The sequence below is a fragment of the Thiogranum sp. genome, from assembly GCF_058323355.1.
This window is the reverse complement of the sequence record NZ_JBTTIO010000038.1, coordinates 1-15304: the sequence shown is the minus strand read 5'-3', so window position 1 is coordinate 15304 and position 15304 is coordinate 1. Positions and strand designations below refer to the sequence as shown.

Annotated in this window: 17 protein-coding genes and 1 tRNA gene; 11 read left to right on the top strand and 7 right to left on the bottom strand. The window is 59.3% G+C overall.

The genetic code is table 11. From position 1 onward, the window contains the following. Positions 1 to 55: 55 nt before the first annotated feature. From gatC to gatB, 3 genes are read left to right on the top strand one after another with little or no spacing between them, the layout of a single operon-like run. Positions 56 to 343 (top strand): Asp-tRNA(Asn)/Glu-tRNA(Gln) amidotransferase subunit GatC, encoded by a 288-nt coding sequence (gatC, locus tag ACW81B_RS05985; RefSeq protein WP_491579329.1) that lies wholly within the window; start codon positions 56 to 58, stop codon positions 341 to 343. Positions 344 to 354: 11 nt separating this feature from the next. Then, positions 355 to 1809, top strand: coding sequence for an Asp-tRNA(Asn)/Glu-tRNA(Gln) amidotransferase subunit GatA (gatA, locus tag ACW81B_RS05980; RefSeq protein WP_491579306.1), 1455 nt, complete (start codon positions 355 to 357; stop codon positions 1807 to 1809). Between the two features lie 15 nt (positions 1810 to 1824). Further along, positions 1825 to 3264 (top strand): Asp-tRNA(Asn)/Glu-tRNA(Gln) amidotransferase subunit GatB, encoded by a 1440-nt coding sequence (gene gatB, locus ACW81B_RS05975; RefSeq protein ID WP_491579305.1) that lies wholly within the window; start codon positions 1825 to 1827, stop codon positions 3262 to 3264. A 152-nt stretch (positions 3265 to 3416) separates the two neighbouring features. On the opposite strand, the gene ACW81B_RS05970 is transcribed toward gatB, so the two are convergent. The 7 genes from ACW81B_RS05970 to hemA form a co-directional block, all read right to left on the bottom strand. Beyond that, entirely contained in the window at positions 3417 to 3620 is a 204-nt protein-coding gene (locus ACW81B_RS05970; RefSeq protein WP_132973376.1) for a cold-shock protein, read from the bottom strand. Positions 3621 to 3843: 223 nt separating this feature from the next. Next, positions 3844 to 4257 carry a M67 family metallopeptidase gene (locus ACW81B_RS05965; protein ID WP_491579304.1) on the bottom strand — a complete coding sequence of 138 codons (414 nt, stop codon included), beginning with the start codon at positions 4255 to 4257 and terminating at the stop codon, positions 3844 to 3846. Further along, a complete protein-coding gene (locus ACW81B_RS05960; protein ID WP_491579303.1) occupies positions 4254 to 5006 on the bottom strand; it encodes a HesA/MoeB/ThiF family protein in 753 nt (250 codons plus the stop codon). The genes ACW81B_RS05965 and ACW81B_RS05960 overlap by 4 nt, the downstream gene beginning before the upstream one ends. Before the next feature lie 46 nt (positions 5007 to 5052). Next, entirely contained in the window at positions 5053 to 5469 is a 417-nt protein-coding gene (locus tag ACW81B_RS05955) for a hypothetical protein (RefSeq protein WP_491579302.1), read from the bottom strand. A 43-nt stretch (positions 5470 to 5512) separates the two neighbouring features. Then, positions 5513 to 6352, bottom strand: coding sequence for a peptide chain release factor N(5)-glutamine methyltransferase (gene prmC, locus ACW81B_RS05950; RefSeq protein WP_491579301.1), 840 nt, complete (start codon positions 6350 to 6352; stop codon positions 5513 to 5515). Positions 6353 to 6359: 7 nt separating this feature from the next. Next, entirely contained in the window at positions 6360 to 7451 is a 1092-nt protein-coding gene (prfA, locus tag ACW81B_RS05945; RefSeq protein ID WP_491579300.1) for a peptide chain release factor 1, read from the bottom strand. Beyond that, positions 7448 to 8710, bottom strand: a complete 1263-nt coding sequence (gene hemA / locus ACW81B_RS05940) for a glutamyl-tRNA reductase (protein WP_491579328.1) — start codon at positions 8708 to 8710, stop codon at positions 7448 to 7450. Before hemA ends, prfA begins: the two co-directional genes overlap by 4 nt. A 223-nt stretch (positions 8711 to 8933) precedes the next feature. Here hemA and ACW81B_RS05935 point away from each other — a divergent pair, with 223 nt between their 5' ends. The 8 genes from ACW81B_RS05935 to ychF all read left to right on the top strand — a co-directional run. Continuing rightward, positions 8934 to 10655, top strand: coding sequence for a tetratricopeptide repeat protein (locus tag ACW81B_RS05935; RefSeq protein ID WP_491579299.1), 1722 nt, complete (start codon positions 8934 to 8936; stop codon positions 10653 to 10655). Positions 10656 to 10666: 11 nt separating this feature from the next. Then, entirely contained in the window at positions 10667 to 11251 is a 585-nt protein-coding gene (gene lolB, locus ACW81B_RS05930) for a lipoprotein insertase outer membrane protein LolB (RefSeq protein ID WP_491579298.1), read from the top strand. Then, on the top strand, positions 11248 to 12108 hold the full coding sequence (ispE, locus tag ACW81B_RS05925) for a 4-(cytidine 5'-diphospho)-2-C-methyl-D-erythritol kinase (RefSeq protein ID WP_491579297.1): 861 nt from the start codon (positions 11248 to 11250) through the stop codon (positions 12106 to 12108). Before lolB ends, ispE begins: the two co-directional genes overlap by 4 nt. 7 nt (positions 12109 to 12115) lie before the next feature. Further along, a tRNA-Gln gene (locus ACW81B_RS05920) sits at positions 12116 to 12190 on the top strand. 39 nt (positions 12191 to 12229) lie between these two features. Next, a complete protein-coding gene (locus ACW81B_RS05915; RefSeq protein ID WP_491579296.1) occupies positions 12230 to 13204 on the top strand; it encodes a ribose-phosphate diphosphokinase in 975 nt (324 codons plus the stop codon). 55 nt (positions 13205 to 13259) lie between these two features. Further along, a complete protein-coding gene (locus tag ACW81B_RS05910) occupies positions 13260 to 13910 on the top strand; it encodes a 50S ribosomal protein L25/general stress protein Ctc (RefSeq protein WP_491579295.1) in 651 nt (216 codons plus the stop codon). A gap of 12 nt (positions 13911 to 13922) precedes the next feature. Further along, on the top strand, positions 13923 to 14501 hold the full coding sequence (gene pth / locus ACW81B_RS05905; protein ID WP_491579294.1) for an aminoacyl-tRNA hydrolase: 579 nt from the start codon (positions 13923 to 13925) through the stop codon (positions 14499 to 14501). A gap of 27 nt (positions 14502 to 14528) precedes the next feature. Continuing rightward, a partial coding sequence (gene ychF / locus ACW81B_RS05900) for a redox-regulated ATPase YchF (protein WP_491579293.1) occupies positions 14529 to 15304 on the top strand: 776 nt, incomplete at its 3' end.

Below are 15304 nucleotides of genomic sequence, written 5' to 3'. Positions count from 1 at the left end.
TGTGCAAATATGCTACCTTTCGCGTCTTCCCGAAAATGCAGTCGAGACCGGAAACATGTCACTGGACCAGGACACTATACGCCGTATCGCGCGCCTTGCGCGGCTGGGCGTGGATGAGGCCGAAAATGCGACCTATGCAAGCAGCCTGTCCGATATTTTTGCCTTTGTTGAGCAGTTAAATGCCGTGGATACCACGGGTATTGAGCCAATGGCGCATCCACTGGACGCCAGCCAGCGCCTGCGTCCCGACGTGGTTACCGAGCAAAACCAGCGAGACAAGTTCCAGAAAGTTGCGCCGCGTGTCGAGTCCGGCCTGTACCTGGTTCCCCGCGTCGTCGAGTAGCAGGGCTGTCTATGCATCAGAAAAGTCTTTCCGAGCTGGCCGCGGGGTTGCGCGCCGGTGAATTTACCAGTGAAGCGCTAACGCGCCACTTTCTTGACCGTATTGAGCGTTTTGACGGCGCATTGAACAGTGTATTGACGCTGACGGCCGAGCAGGCGCTGCAGGCGGCGCGCGACGCCGATCAGCGTATAGCCGCCGGTGATGGCGGGCCGCTGACCGGTATCCCGTTCCTGCACAAGGATATCTTCTGCACTGACGGCGTGCGTACCAGCTGCGGCTCGCGCATGCTGGACAATTTCGAGGCGCCCTACGATGCTACCGTCAGCGAAAAACTGAAACAGGCCGGCGCGGTGATGCTGGGCAAGACCAACATGGATGAGTTCGCCATGGGGTCTTCCAATGAGACCAGTTTCTACGGCCCGGTAAAGAACCCCTGGGACCTTGAACGTGTGCCGGGCGGCTCGTCCGGCGGTTCGGCCGCTGCAGTGGCGGCGCGCCTGGCGCCCCTCGCAACCGGTACCGATACCGGCGGTTCTATCCGTCAGCCGGCGGCACTGTGTGGCATTACCGGCCTCAAGCCGACCTATGGACGGGTATCCCGCTACGGCATGATTGCGTTTGCGTCCAGTCTCGATCAGGGTGGGCCGTTTGCAGGTTCCGCGGCAGATGCAGCGGTGCTGTTGCAGGCCATGTCCGGTTTCGATCCGCGTGACTCCACCAGCATCGACCGCCCAGTGGACGATTACACGGCCGGGCTGGAACAGGACCTGGATGGCCTGGTCATCGGTTTGCCGAAAGAGTTTTTCGATGAAGGTCTGGATGCCGATGTGCGCGCTACTATGGAAGCGGCCATCGAGCAGTACAAGTCGCTGGGCGCTACCGTAAAGGAAATCAGCCTGCCGAACAGTGGTCTGTCGGTCCCGGTCTATTACGTGGTGGCGCCGGCGGAGTGTTCCTCCAACCTGTCGCGCATGGACGGGGTGCGTTTCGGTCACCGCTGTGAAAACCCGAAAGACCTCGATGACCTGTACACGCGTTCGCGCGGTGAGGGTTTTGGCGCCGAGGTGAAGCGCCGCATCATGATTGGTACCTATGCCCTGTCGGCCGGTTATTACGATGCCTATTATCTGAAGGCACAGCAGATCCGTCGCCTGATACGTGATGATTTCGTCAAGGCTTTTGAACAGGTCGATGTCATCATGGGGCCGACGGCGCCGACCACCGCGTTCAGGCTTGGCGAGAAATCCGATGACCCGGTCACCATGTACCTGTCGGACATCTACACTATCGCCGTGAACCTGGCCGGTTTGCCGGGCATGTCCATTCCTGCCGGCCTGGTAAATGGCTTGCCGATCGGCCTGCAGTTGATTGGTAATTATTTTGACGAAGGCCGGTTACTGAATGTGGCGCACCGCTACCAGCAGGTCACCGACTGGCACACGCAGCGCCCCGCGGGCTACGAATAAGAGAGAATCCTGAGTATGGAATGGGAAGTCGTCATCGGGCTGGAGATACACGCGCAGCTGTCGACCACGAGTAAAATCTTTTCCGGCGCATCGACCGCCTACGGCGCCGAGCCAAACACCCAGGCCTGCGCAGTGGACCTTGGTCTGCCGGGTGTGCTGCCGGTACTGAATGAAAAGGTCGTGGAACTGGCGGCACGTTTCGGGCTGGCCACGCACTCCACGGTGGCGAAGCGTTCGGTGTTTGCGCGCAAGAACTACTTTTACCCCGACCTGCCGAAAGGCTACCAGATCAGCCAGTTCGAACTGCCCATCGTGCATGATGGCTACATCGATATCGACCTGGAAGATGATACCACCCGACGCATTGGCATCACCCGCGCGCACCTCGAAGAGGACGCCGGGAAATCCCTGCACGAGGATTTTCACGGCGAGACCGGTATCGACCTTAACCGTGCCGGTACCCCATTGCTGGAAATTGTGTCCGAACCGGACATGCGCTCGGCGAAGGAAGCCGTCGCCTACATGAAAAAAATACACGCGCTGGTGCGTTACCTGGAAATCTGCGACGGCAACATGCAGGAAGGCTCGTTCCGTTGTGATGCCAACGTGTCGATACGACCAAAGGGCCAGGAAGCATTCGGTACCCGCGCCGAGATCAAGAACATCAACTCCTTCCGCTTCGTGGAGCGCGCCATTAACTTCGAAGTCGAGCGTCAGATCGATGTCATCGAAGGCGGTGGTAAAGTGGTGCAGGAGACCCGACTGTACGATTCCGATCGCGATGAAACACGTTCCATGCGCAGTAAGGAAGAAGCCAACGACTACCGTTATTTCCCCGACCCGGACCTGTTGCCGGTCATCCTCGACGATGACTTTATCGAGGCTGTGCGTAAAACACTGCCGGAGTTGCCAGACGCCAAACGCGAACGCTTCATCACACAGTATGAACTGTCGCACCGTGATGCCGTGGTGCTGACCGGCAGCCGGGAAATGGCCAGTTATTTTGAGCTGACAGTCGAGGCTTCCGGTGGTGAAGGCAAACTCGCCGCCAACTGGGTCACCGGTGAACTGTCCGGTTTGCTGAACCGTGAAGGTCTCGACATCGATGCCTCGCCGGTCAGTGCCGAGCGACTTGGTGGCCTGCTGAAACGTATCAGCGACAATACCATTTCCGGCAAAATCGCCAAGCAGGTGTTCGAAGCCATGTGTCAGGGTGAAGGCGATGCCGATACTGTCATAGAAAAGAAAGGCCTCAAACAGATTACCGACACTGCCGCCATCGAGAAAATGGTGCGCGAAGTGCTGGACAAGAACCCCAAACAGGTCGAGCAATACAAGGGTGGACAGGAAAAACTGCTCGGCTTCTTTGTCGGCCAGGTGATGAAAGCCACCCAGGGCAAGGCCAATCCCGGTGAAGTGAACAAGATCCTTAAACGGCTGTTGTCCGGGGATTGAGCTTAAGGTGCTTCTATCACTTCAGTGCATATGACAACAGACCTCGACAGCGACTGCCTGTGCCGGCCCGTCGGGTTTTTCCGGTTCATGCGGTGCAAAAAAACCCCGCAGGAGCGGGGTTCTTCGTATCGGTTTATCCGATGAGGTCTTGCCTAGGCAGCAGTAACATTAGCTGCCTGAAGGCCCTTGGGACCTTTTTCTACCTCATAGGTGACCGGCTGTCCTTCGGCCAGAGTTTTGAAACCCGAGCCCTGGATCGCGTTGAAATGTACGAACACATCATCGCCGCCCGCGTCCTGAGAAATAAAACCAAAACCTTTGGATTCGTTAAACCACTTTACAGTACCTGTAGCCATATCGCTTTTTACCTTAATAAATTGAACAAATAGAGAGTTGCGTACAGGTGATGAAACGAGAAATACATGGAGAAACGTGTAGGTAACAACCAAAACTGCGAATAACAAAATCTGTAGCTGGGCACAGCATATGGGGCTTTCTCCGATTTTACAAGGAATATAATTCATGGGAGCCCTGGTGAATTCGAAATCGTCATCGGCGCAGGCCGGCATGACGAATCAATCAGTCTTCCAGAATTTCCAGATGTACCGCCTCGGCCCTGCCGCCATTAATCCGGTATCCCCCCAACTCCAGCACGCCCTTCGTATTCAACGATACGATCAGATGCAATGCATCCGGGTAACCGGCCTGTTCGATATCAGTAACAGAAGGTTCAGCCGGGCCAGTCGGGTGTGAGTGATAAATTGCAAACAGCGTTTCGCCCTGTTCGCGCATTTTGCGCATGGCGTCGATCTGTTGTTTGGGGTTCATCTCATATAATCGCTTCGGTTCTTTGGCGATATTGGTAACAGGAATACATCGTGCAGGCTGGTTGTCCCGTGCGCTGACAAGCCCGCAGACTTCACGGTCCGGTTCGCGTTGCGCCAGGTGCAGTATCCGGTTGACCAGCGGGCGGGGCAGGGTGACGTGTTTCATGGTGTGTTGTTTCCACACACCGGGCAGGCCGGGTCACGACGAAGTTTCATGTTGCGCCATTCATTATACAGGCCGTCAAACACCAGCAGACGGCCGCACAGCGTATCGCCCAGCCTGAGTAATACCTTGATCGCTTCCAGCGCCTGGATGCTGCCGATGATACCGACAATCGGCGACAGTACACCGTTATCGGCGCAGGTCTGTTCCGGGTCTTCGCCTTCGCGGTACAGGCAGCGGTAGCAGGGGCTGTCCGGGTCGCCAGGGAGAAACACCGACACCTGACCTTCCATGCGGATCGCCGCGCCGGATACCAGCGGTGTGGCGGTTTCCACGCAGGCCCGGTTGACCGCAAAACGCGTGTCGAAGTTGTCGCTGGCGTCCACCACAAGGTCTGCCTTTGCGACTTCTGCTTTCAACGCCCGGTCTTTCAGGCGGGTGTGCAGGGTGGTGATTTCGACATCCGGGTTGAGCGCTTTCAGCGTGTCCTTTGCCGAGTCGACTTTTGCTTTGCCAATATCGCTATGCCGGTGAAGGATCTGCCGTTGCAGGTTGGACAGGTCAACTTCGTCGTCATCGGCAATTACCAGCTGGCCGATACCGGCCGCCGCCAGGTACAGTGCCGCCGGTGAGCCGAGACCGCCGGCGCCAATCACGAGCACGCGTGAACCCAGCAGGGTCTGCTGGCCTTCCGTGCCAATTTGCGGGAGCAGGATCTGTCGGCTGTAACGGAGTAACTGGTTATCGTCCATGCCGTGACGATACCGGCCATGCCGCTAAAAAAACAGGGTGGACATTTTACAGGTAACGGCGCCAGTGTTCCGGACGGCTGTCGCGGCAGCCGTGGCGCTGGCTGAGGTAGCAGTGGGTGAAGATGTCGCGGGTACTGTGGTCCTGGTCGCGGCGGATGGCCAGATTTTCCAGTTCGATGCCTTCCGTGTAGTAGTACAGGGCGCGCTTTATTTTGGTGAGCAGGTTGTTTTCGAGGTGGAAGCCAAGTTCGAACAGCAGGGCTTCAATAGTGGACAGGTCGATCTGGCGCAGGTCGTAGCTGACGTGTATGGCATTGCGTGAAGGGCCGGCCAGGGAGACATCCAGTATTCCGTCGATGTCCGTCAACGCCAGTATGGCGTCGAGTGCCTGTTGCTGCCCCGGGAGTGGGTCGCGGAACGCGACTTCCCGGTGCTTGAGGGTATCCGGGTCATGATGTTCCATGAGGAAATCCTATAGCAAAAGCAGGGGAGTCGCGAGTTTGCCGTCAGGCGGGCTTTCTGGCGAGACTGACGCGTTCATTTCCGGCCAGATCGCGGGCGCTGTGAATACTGATTAATCCCTTTTTTTTCAACAGGCTGCGAATTCTTGCAGCCTGGTCGTAGCCGTGTTCCAGCAGAATATGGCCGCCGGGTATAAGCAGGCGGGGTGCGGCTTCGATCAGTTGTTTCAGGTCGTCCAGGCCGTCCGTTCCGGCGCTCAGTGCGCTGCGGGGTTCAAAGCGGACGTCGCCCTTGCCGAGATGTGGGTCCTGTTCGGGAATATAGGGGGGGTTGGAAACCAGCGCATCGAGTGACTGGTCGGCAATGGCGTTGCCCCAGTGGCCGGCAAAAAAGCACACATTGCCGAGATTGAGTCTTGAGGCGTTGTTACGCGCCACACGCAGGCAGTCCAGCGACCGGTCGTTGGCGAGTATCTGCCAGTGCGGTCGTTCGTGTGCCAGCGCCAGGGCGATGGCGCCGCTGCCGGTGCCAGCGTCGAGCAGCCGTAACGGCGGGTCGGTCGGTAGCTGTGCCAGTGCCTGTTCAACCAGCAGCTCCGTGTCCGGCCGGGGGATAAGCGTGTGTTCGCTGACTTCAAGATCCAGCGACCAGAACTCACGGCGGCCGGTCAGATGGGCGACCGGCATCCCCTCAAGACGCTTCGCAAGCAGTGTTCCGAACTGTTCCAGTTGCCTGGCATGCAGTTGCGCCTCGGGCCAGGCATGCAGGTAGCTGCGGGGTTTGCCGAGCACGTGCATCAACAGGACTTCGGCATCCAGTTGCGGTGTGTCACTGTTGTGCAGTTGGGCGCTGGCCTGCTGCAACGCCTGTGCGATGCTGGTCACAGGCGTCTCAGTGATGTTGTGTGCTGAGTTCCGCCAGCCGGTCGGCCTGGTCTTCGCTCAGCAGGGGTTCGATGATCGGGTCGAGATCGCCCTGGATAATGTCATCCAGCTTGTACAGCGTGAGGTTGATACGATGATCGGTGATACGACCCTGCGGGAAGTTATAGGTACGGATGCGCTCCGAGCGGTCGCCGCTGCCGACCAGGTTGCGGCGTGTTTCACTTTCCTCGCTGTGGCGCTTTTCATCTTCTGCGGCCTGCAGGCGTGAAGCCAGCAATGACAACGCACGGGCGCGGTTCTTGTGCTGTGAGCGTTCGTCCTGGCACTCCACCACGACGCCGGTTGGCAGGTGAGTGATGCGCACGGCCGAGTCGGTCTTGTTGATGTGCTGACCACCGGCACCGGAGGCGCGGTAGGTGTCGACCTTGAGGTCTGCCGGGTTGATGTTGATGGCTTCGGTCTCTTCTGCTTCGGGCAGTACGGCAACCGTGGCGGCCGAGGTATGTATCCGCCCCTGCGACTCGGTTTCCGGTACCCGCTGCACACGGTGTACGCCGGATTCAAATTTGAGCCGGGCATACACGTCATTGCCGCTGATGCGCGCAATGATTTCCTTGTAGCCGCCGTGCTCGCCTTCGCTTTCGCTGAGAATTTCAATATTCCAGCGCTGTATTTCAGCGTAGCGTGAATACATACGGAACAGGTCGCCGGCAAAAATGGCGGCCTCGTCACCGCCGGTGCCGGCGCGGATTTCCAGGTAGACGTTCTTGTTGTCGTTGGGGTCTTTCGGCAGCAGGTGTTTCTGCAGTTCTATTTCCAGCGCTTCGCGGCGCTGGCGGGCGTCTTCCAGCTCTTCGCCGGCCATCTCCCTGACTTCGGGGTCCGGGTCTTTCAGCATTTCCTGCGCGGCGGCTTCGTCGTCCCGTGCCTGTTGCAGGGACTCAAAACAGTTTACAACCGGTGTGATCTGCGCGTACTCCTGCGACAGCTCACGGAAACGGTTATTGTCGGATATGACGTCGGGGTCCGAGAGCAGGGCGCTGACTTCCTCGGCGCGCTCGACGACGGTTTGCAGTTTGTTTTCCAGCGAAGGATTCACGGTTTGTCTTTGTCTATGTCAAACAGCACCCGTGCGGCATCGAGCAGTTCGCGGTCACTGTTTTCGGCGGCCTCGCGAATGCGCACGCTGGGGACATGGGTGAGTTTGTTGGTCAGTGTATTGGCAAGAAATTCCAGTACCTGTTGCGGGTCCTTGCCACTGGCGAGCATCTGCCGGGCCTTACGCATGACTTCATTGCGTTGCTGCTCGGCGTGCTGGCGGTAGTTACGGATGGTGGCCACGGCATCCTGCGCACGCAACCAGCTCATGAAGCGCTCGACCTGCACGTCGATGATTTCTTCAGCCTGTAACGCAGCCTGCTGGCGTGACTTGAGGTTCTCCTGGATAACATCCTGCAGATCGTCCACGGTGTACAGGTAAATATCTTCCAGTTCCGCGACATTGGCCTCGATGTCGCGTGGCACGGCAATATCCACCATGAATACCGGCCGGTGCTTGCGGCTTTTCAGTGCTTTTTTCACCATCGCCTTGTCGAGGATGGCCTGTGGGCTGCCGGTTGCCGAGATGACAATGTCTGCTTCGGCAAGGTGTGCGGGAATTTCGTCAAGTCCGATACCATAGCCGTTAAAGCGTGCTGCCAGCCGGTGGGCATTTTCGGGGGTGCGGTTGGCGATCACCAGCCGGCCGAGTTGCTGGTCGCGCAGATGGCGCGCGGTGAGTTCGATGGTTTCACCGGCACCGATCAACAGGGCTGTCTGGTTGGCGAATTCGCCGAAAATCTGTTTCGCCAGGCTGACGGCAGCAAATGCCACCGAAACCGGACTCTCGCCGATGGCCGTGTCGGTACGAATCTGTTTGGCCACCGAGAAGGTGTGCTGGAACAAACGGCCCAGCGCGCTGTCCAGCGTACCTGCATCCGTGGCCGCCTGGTAAGCCTCTTTCATTTGTCCGAGGATCTGCGGTTCGCCAATAACCATGGAGTCCAGTCCGCCGGCGACGCGCAGCAGATGGCGCACGGCGCTTTCATCGGGAAAAGAGTACAGGTAGGGGCGAATCGTTGCCGGGTCGAGTTTATGGTAGCTGGCCAGCCAGTCTGTGATGTCATCGAGACCAGGTTGCTGCAGGCCGCAGTACAGTTCGGTACGGTTGCAGGTCGACAGGATGGCGGCTTCGTTGACCGAGGGCAACGCGGTCAGCCCGCGCAGGGCATCACTGATGCGCTCGCCGGTAATGGCGACCTGCTCCCGCAATTCAACGGGCGCGGTGCGGTGATTGATGCCGAGCGCGATCAGGGACATGGTGCAACAAATATTAACGGAAACAAAAAATTGTGCGGGATAGACGGGTTGAATACAAGCGCTGCTGTCGGTGGTGCCTGCTGCGGGTTGCTCGTTGTAGCTTTCCGGGGCTTTGCCGTATAGTGACACGAATCCACCCATTTAAGGCTGAAAACCTGAAAAGATGATTGGTTTTACATGTAAAAATTCAGTTTCCCGGGCTGGCGCAGCAGTTCTGTCCGGCTTGCTGCTTGCTGCCTGCAGCCTGCCCCTGACCAAACCGTCTGATACGGGGGGCAAGCCTGCCGTGCAGGCTCCCGAGGCTGCGCCGCAACCGTCCCCGCAGGCCGGGCAGGGTGATAAAGCCAGCGTCGTTCCCGGCAAACTGACGCCTGAATTGCTTTACGAGGTGCTACTGGGTGAAATTGCCGGTCAGCGCGGTGCGCTGGACATTTCCGGGGCCAGTTACCTGGAGGCGGCTCGCAACAGCAATGACCCGCGCATTGCCGAGCGGGCATTGAATATTGCCGTGTACGGTAAGCGCCAGGACATTGCGCTGCAGGCCGCGCGACGCTGGGTGGAACTGGCGCCGGACAAACTGGACGCGCGTCAGGCGCTGGCGGCACTGGCATTACGCAATGGTGAAATGCAGGAAGCTGTCGAGCAGTTTGACTATCTGCTCAGGCACCAGCCGGCCAACGCCCCCAGCCCCTACCAGCGGTTGCTGACCATGCTGGCGCGTGAGCCGGACAAGCAGCGCGCACTGGCTGTGATGGCCGAACTGGCGAGTTTGCGGCCTGGTGATGTTGATGCCCGGCTTGCCTATGCACGTCTTGCCGTCCACGCCGAGGACTGGCCACTGGCAACGCAGCTGGTTGAGCGAGTGCTGGCACTGCAGCCGGGACGTACCGATGCGCTCATACTGCGTGCGCAGATTGCCCTGAAGCAGGGGCAGAAAGCGCTCGCCCGTCAGCAGTTCGCCGAGGCATTGCAGAATAAACCCGACGATGTCGAGCTGCGGCAGGCCTATGCACGCCTGCTGGTGGACCTGGAAGATTTCGATGGCGCGCGCGAACAGTATCAACGGCTTCTCAAGCGCCAGCCGGACAATGCCCGGCTCGTCTATTCGCTGGCGCTGTTGTCGCTGGAAGCCGGACAACTGGAAGAAGCCGGGAAGATGTTTAAAAAACTGCTCAAGCTGGGCGTGCAGGAGCAGCAGGCTTACTACTACCTTGGTGCTATCGCTGAAGACCAGGGCAAACGCAAGGAGGCCATGAAATGGTATGGCAAGGTGAAGGAGGGCGATCACCGCTTTGAGGCCCAGGTGCGCATCGCCAACATGGAAGCGCTGGAAGGTGATGTTGATGCAGCACGTGAGCGGCTGCGCAAACTGCGTCTTGCCCAGCCGGCACAATCGCAGCGCCTGTACCTGGTCGAGGGCAGTATCCTGACCCGCATTGACTGGAATGATGAAGCGTTCAAGCTCTACAGTGATTACCTGCAGATACGGCCGGACGATCTTGAAGTGCTGTATGCGCGCGCGCTGGTGGCGGAAAAGCTGGGGCGCCTGGATCAGGCCGAGGCGGATTTGCGTCGGGTACTGGAGATTGAGCCGGATAACGCACGCGCGCTGAATGCGCTTGGCTACACGCTGGCGGATCGCACCAACCGCTATGACGAGGCCCTGAAGTTGATCGAACGCGCGTATGTGCAGACGCCGGACGACCCGGCCGTGATCGATAGCATGGGTTGGGTCATGTACCGTCTCGGGCGCCTGACCGAAGCCCGCGATTACCTGAAAAGGGCCTATGAAATGACGCAGGATGCGGAGATTGCCGCACACCTCGGAGAGGTGTTGTGGGCGATGGGCGAGAAGGATGCCGCGCTTGCCCTGTGGAAGCAGGCGCGTGCCGCCAATCCCGGTAACCGCACCCTTGAAGATACCGTTCGGCGGTTTGCCCCCTGAACAGTTTCCACGTGTTCAGACTGGTTTGCCTTGCCCTGTTGCTGTCAGCCTGTGCAACCCGGGTACCGTTACAGGCGCCCCCTGATGTCGGCGCATGGAAGGCGCATCAGGCAGCGCTGCTGGCTCTGGGCGACTGGCAGCTGCGCGGGCGTATCGCGGTTCGTACCGATGAGGATGGCTGGAGTGCCGGCTTTGACTGGAAACAGACAGGCGACACGTACCGGATTCGTTTGCGTGGCCCGTTTGGTCAGGGAGCGATGGAACTGGAAGGTGGCAAGCGTGGTGTCTGGTTGAAACGGGCCGGCCAGCCGGCGCTGTTCTCCTCCCGGCCTGAACAGTTGCTGGAGCAGGAAAGTGGCTGGCGCCTGCCCATTGCAGGTCTGGAATACTGGTTACGGGGTTTACCGGATCAGCGTGGCGAGGCACAGCCACAACTGGATGCCGGCGGTCACCTGGTTTCCCTGCGACAGCATGGCTGGCAGATCGACTACCGTCGCTACCGGTCATTTGGTGACTATACCCTGCCCACGCGCCTTGAGTTGCAGCGCGATGGCCTGCGCGTCAAGGTGCTCGTCGACAACTGGGCGCTGCAATGAGCCCCGCGCCTGGACAAACCGACTGGCCGGCGCCGGCCAAGATCAACCGCTTCCTGCATATCACCGGGCGTCGTGCCGACGGTTATCATGAATTGCAGACGGTGTTTCAGTTCCTGGATTACGGTGACAGCCTTCGCTTTGAGGCGATAGCAGGTAACGGGATTGAGTTGGTTGGCGGCCTGCCGGGTGTTGCGCCACAGGACGACCTGGTCGTCCGTGCCGCTCGATTGTTGCAGGATAAAACGGCTCACCAGGCCGGTATCCGGGTGTTTCTCGACAAGCGGCTTCCGGCCGGTGGCGGTCTGGGCGGTGGCAGTTCTGACGCAGCCACCACGCTGGTAGCCCTTAACCAGCTGTGGCAGACCGGTCTCAACGAGGACGAGCTGGCTGAACTTGGCCTGCAACTGGGCGCCGATGTGCCGGTCTTCGTGCGCGGTCGCGCGGCCTGGGCCGAGGGCATCGGTGAACGCCTGACACCACTCGAGCAGCTCGATACCCCCTGGTTTCTGGTGCTGAATCCGGCGGTAAGCGTATCAACCGCCGGGATATTTTCCGACCCGCAATTGACACGCAACACGCGCCCCCTCAAAATACCCGCCTTTCTCTCGGGCGCGGGCGCCAACGACCTGCAAGCGGTGGTTGTGCGACATTATCCGGAAGTGGCTAACGCACTGAATTGGCTGTCTAAATACCGGCCTGCGCGGATGACAGGCAGCGGTGCCTGTGTGTTTGCGGCGTTCCTCGAAGAGACCGCGGCGCGCGCCGTGCTGGAACAACTGCCGGCGCCCTGGACGGGATTTGTGGCGCGCGGTTGTAATCGCTCCCCGTTGCTGGAACGGCTGGTGCGGGCAGGCTAGAAGATTTTGGGGCGTCGCCAAGCGGCCAGGCACCGGGTTTTGATCCCGGCATACGCAGGTTCGAATCCTGCCGCCCCAGCCAATGAATTTTGAACTTCGACCATAACGGGATGGCGACAGCATGAGAGGCATGCCTTCAACGGATGCAGACAACCGCCTGATGGTGTTTTCGGGTAATGCCAACCCACCCCTGGCGCAGGCGATTGCCAACCACTTGCGGCTGAACCTGGGCAAGTGCGTGGTCGGCAGGTTCAGCGACGGCGAGAGCATGGTCGAGATCATGGAGAATGTGCGCGGTCGCGACGTGTTCGTGATCCAGCCGACCTGTACGCCGACCAACGACAACCTGATCGAGTTGCTGGTTATGGTAGATGCGCTGCGCCGCGCGTCGGCCGCGCGTATTACCACGGTGATTCCATATTTTGGCTATGCGCGCCAGGATCGTCGGCCGCGTTCGTCGCGGGTGCCGATCACGGCGCGTGTGGTGGCGCAGATGATCGGCAATGTCGGCGCTGACCGGGTGCTGACCGTGGACCTGCACTCGGAGCAGATCCAGGGCTTTTTTGACGTACCGGTGGACAATGTATACGCCTCGCCAATACTGCTTGGCGACGTGTGGCGCAAGAAGACGCCTGACCTGATGGTCGTATCACCCGACGTCGGTGGCGTGGTCAGGGCACGCGCGCTGGCCAAGCGGCTGGACGATGCCGACCTGGCGATTATCGACAAGCGTCGCCCGAAGGCCAATGTCGCCAAGGTGATGCACATCATCGGTGAAGTCGAGGGGCGCAGTTGCGTGCTGGTCGATGACCTGGTGGATACCGCGGGCACCCTGTGTCAGGCGGCCAAGGCACTAAAGGACAATGGCGCGGTTCGTGTCGCGGCCTATTGTACGCACCCGGTGTTGTCGGGCGATGCCATCAAGAACATCAGTAATTCGGATCTCGATGAGCTGGTGGTAACGGATACCATTCCGCTGCGTCCGGATGCGCAGGCCTGTCCGCGTATCCGTCAGCTGAGTGTTGCCGAGATGCTGGCCGAAGCGATTCGCCGCATCAGCAATGAAGAATCTGTCAGCACCATGTTTATGGACTGACGAACGGTCTCTCCTGGTCGCGGGGGAGTTTTTTACTCAATCTGGAGTTAGTGTTATGTCTATTTTTGAACTCGAAGCCGAGTCGCGTACAGACGAGGGGAAAGGTGCGAGCCGCCGCCTGCGTCGCGAAGGCATGGTGCCGGCTGTGATCTATGGTGCGGGCCAGGACCCGCAATCGATCAAGTTGAAGCACAGTGAAGTCCTCAAGCGCCTCAGCCATGAGGCGTTCTATTCGCATATTCTTACCGTGAAGATCGACGGCAAGGCCAGCAAGGCGGTACTGCGTGATATGCAACGCCACCCGGCCAGGCCCATTATCATGCACATGGATTTCATGCGCATCGATGAGAAGAAACCGATCCGCGTCAATGTGCCGCTGCACTTTGTCGGTGCCGATACCTCACCAGGCGTCAAGGCCGGCGGTCTGCTGACCCACGAAGTGGTGGAAGTGGCGCTGGACGTGTTGCCAACCCACCTGCCCGAGTACATCGAAGTCGATGTGTCAGGTCTGGAAATTGGCGACCTGGTTCACCTGAGCGATCTGAAATTGCCGGAAACCGGCAGCCTGGTTGAGCTGGGGCGTGGTGAAGGTCATGATCTCGCGGTGGCCTCCATTCACGCACCGAAAGGCGGTGGCGATGAAGCTGAGGGTGAAGGCGAAGCGCCTGCCGAGGGCGGTGAAGAAGCCGCCGAAGGCGAAGGCTGATCGATCCGGCCAGTGCCGGCGATTCAGCTCATTGTGGGACTGGGTAACCCCGGTGCCGAGTACGAACCAACCCGGCATAACGCCGGGTTTTGGTTTGTAGATGAGCTGGCGCGCCGTTGCCGGCAGGACTTTCGCGCCGAACCACGCTTCCACAGTGAAGTGGCGCGTTGCCGGATCGACGGTAACGCATGCCGCCTGCAAAAACCGTTGACGTTTATGAATCGCAGTGGCCAGGCCGTTGGTGCGTTGATGCGGTTCTTCAAAATCCCTGTTGAGCAGATCCTGGTCGTACACGATGAACTCGACCTGTCGCCGGGTACGGTGCGCCTGAAGAAGGGGGGCGGTCACGGCGGGCATAATGGATTGCGTGATCTTGTCAGCCACCTTGGCAGCAGGGATTTCTATCGCCTGCGTATTGGTATCGGTCACCCGGGTCACCGTGACCAGGTGGTCGACTATGTATTGAAGAAACCGTCCGGCGATGACCGGCGCCTGATCGAGGATGCCATCTACGACGCGCTGGACGTGATGCCTGGCGTGGTGGCCGGTGAGTTCGAGCGGGCCATGCACACCCTGCATACGCAAAAGTGATGCAGGACTCAGTTGAAGTGAGACCTTATGGGATTTAAATGTGGAATCGTCGGACTGCCCAATGTCGGCAAGTCGACGCTGTTCAATGCGCTGACACGCGCGGAAATCCAGGCGGAGAATTATCCGTTCTGTACCATCGACCCGAATGTTGGTGTGGTGCCGGTGCCGGACCCGCGCCTGGAAGCGCTGGCAGCAATCGTGAAACCCGAACGCGTGTTGCCGACCACCATGGAGTTTGTCGACATCGCCGGTCTGGTGGCCGGGGCGTCGAAGGGCGAGGGGCTGGGCAACAAATTCCTCGCCAATATCCGCGAAACCGATGCCATCGTACATGTGGTGCGCTGTTTCGAAGATGATAATGTCGTGCACGTCGAGGGCAGGATTGATCCCCTGTCGGACATTGAGGTGATCAACACCGAACTGGCGCTGGCCGATCTCGACACGGTGGAGAAGGCGCAGCATCGCGTCGGCAAACTGGCGAAGGGCGGTGACAAGGATGCAAAGGCAAAGCTGGCTATCCTGGAACCCCTGAAAGCGCATCTTGATGAAGGGCATATGGCGCGCTCCATGAAGCTCGACGATGACCAGCGCGCACACCTCTACGACCTGCACCTGCTGACACTCAAACCCACCATGTATATCGCCAACGTGGCGGAAGAGGGTTTTGAGAATAACCCCTACCTCGATGCCGTGCGCAAGCTGGCGGAAAACGAGGATGCGGTCGTCGTGCCGGTATGCGCCTCTATCGAGGCCGAACTGGTGGAGCTTGAAGAGGATGAGCAGCAGGCATTTCTCGAAGAACT

Bases quoted from the DNA above. Each gene is read 5' to 3' on its own strand.
- ispE (WP_491579297.1), top strand. From the start codon at position 11,248: ATGAGCCCCGCGCCTGGACAAACCGACTGGCCGGCGCCGGCCAAGATC.
- ACW81B_RS05960 (WP_491579303.1), bottom strand. From the start codon at position 5,006: ATGGACGATAACCAGTTACTCCGTTACAGCCGACAGATCCTGCTCCCG.
- hemA (WP_491579328.1), bottom strand. From the start codon at position 8,710: ATGTCCCTGATCGCGCTCGGCATCAATCACCGCACCGCGCCCGTTGAA.
- ACW81B_RS05915 (WP_491579296.1), top strand. From the start codon at position 12,230: ATGAGAGGCATGCCTTCAACGGATGCAGACAACCGCCTGATGGTGTTT.
- ACW81B_RS05910 (WP_491579295.1), top strand. From the start codon at position 13,260: ATGTCTATTTTTGAACTCGAAGCCGAGTCGCGTACAGACGAGGGGAAA.
- gatC (WP_491579329.1), top strand. From the start codon at position 56: ATGTCACTGGACCAGGACACTATACGCCGTATCGCGCGCCTTGCGCGG.
- ACW81B_RS05965 (WP_491579304.1), bottom strand. From the start codon at position 4,257: ATGAAACACGTCACCCTGCCCCGCCCGCTGGTCAACCGGATACTGCAC.
- gatB (WP_491579305.1), top strand. From the start codon at position 1,825: ATGGAATGGGAAGTCGTCATCGGGCTGGAGATACACGCGCAGCTGTCG.
- ACW81B_RS05955 (WP_491579302.1), bottom strand. From the start codon at position 5,469: ATGGAACATCATGACCCGGATACCCTCAAGCACCGGGAAGTCGCGTTC.
- gatA (WP_491579306.1), top strand. From the start codon at position 355: ATGCATCAGAAAAGTCTTTCCGAGCTGGCCGCGGGGTTGCGCGCCGGT.
- ACW81B_RS05970 (WP_132973376.1), bottom strand. From the start codon at position 3,620: ATGGCTACAGGTACTGTAAAGTGGTTTAACGAATCCAAAGGTTTTGGT.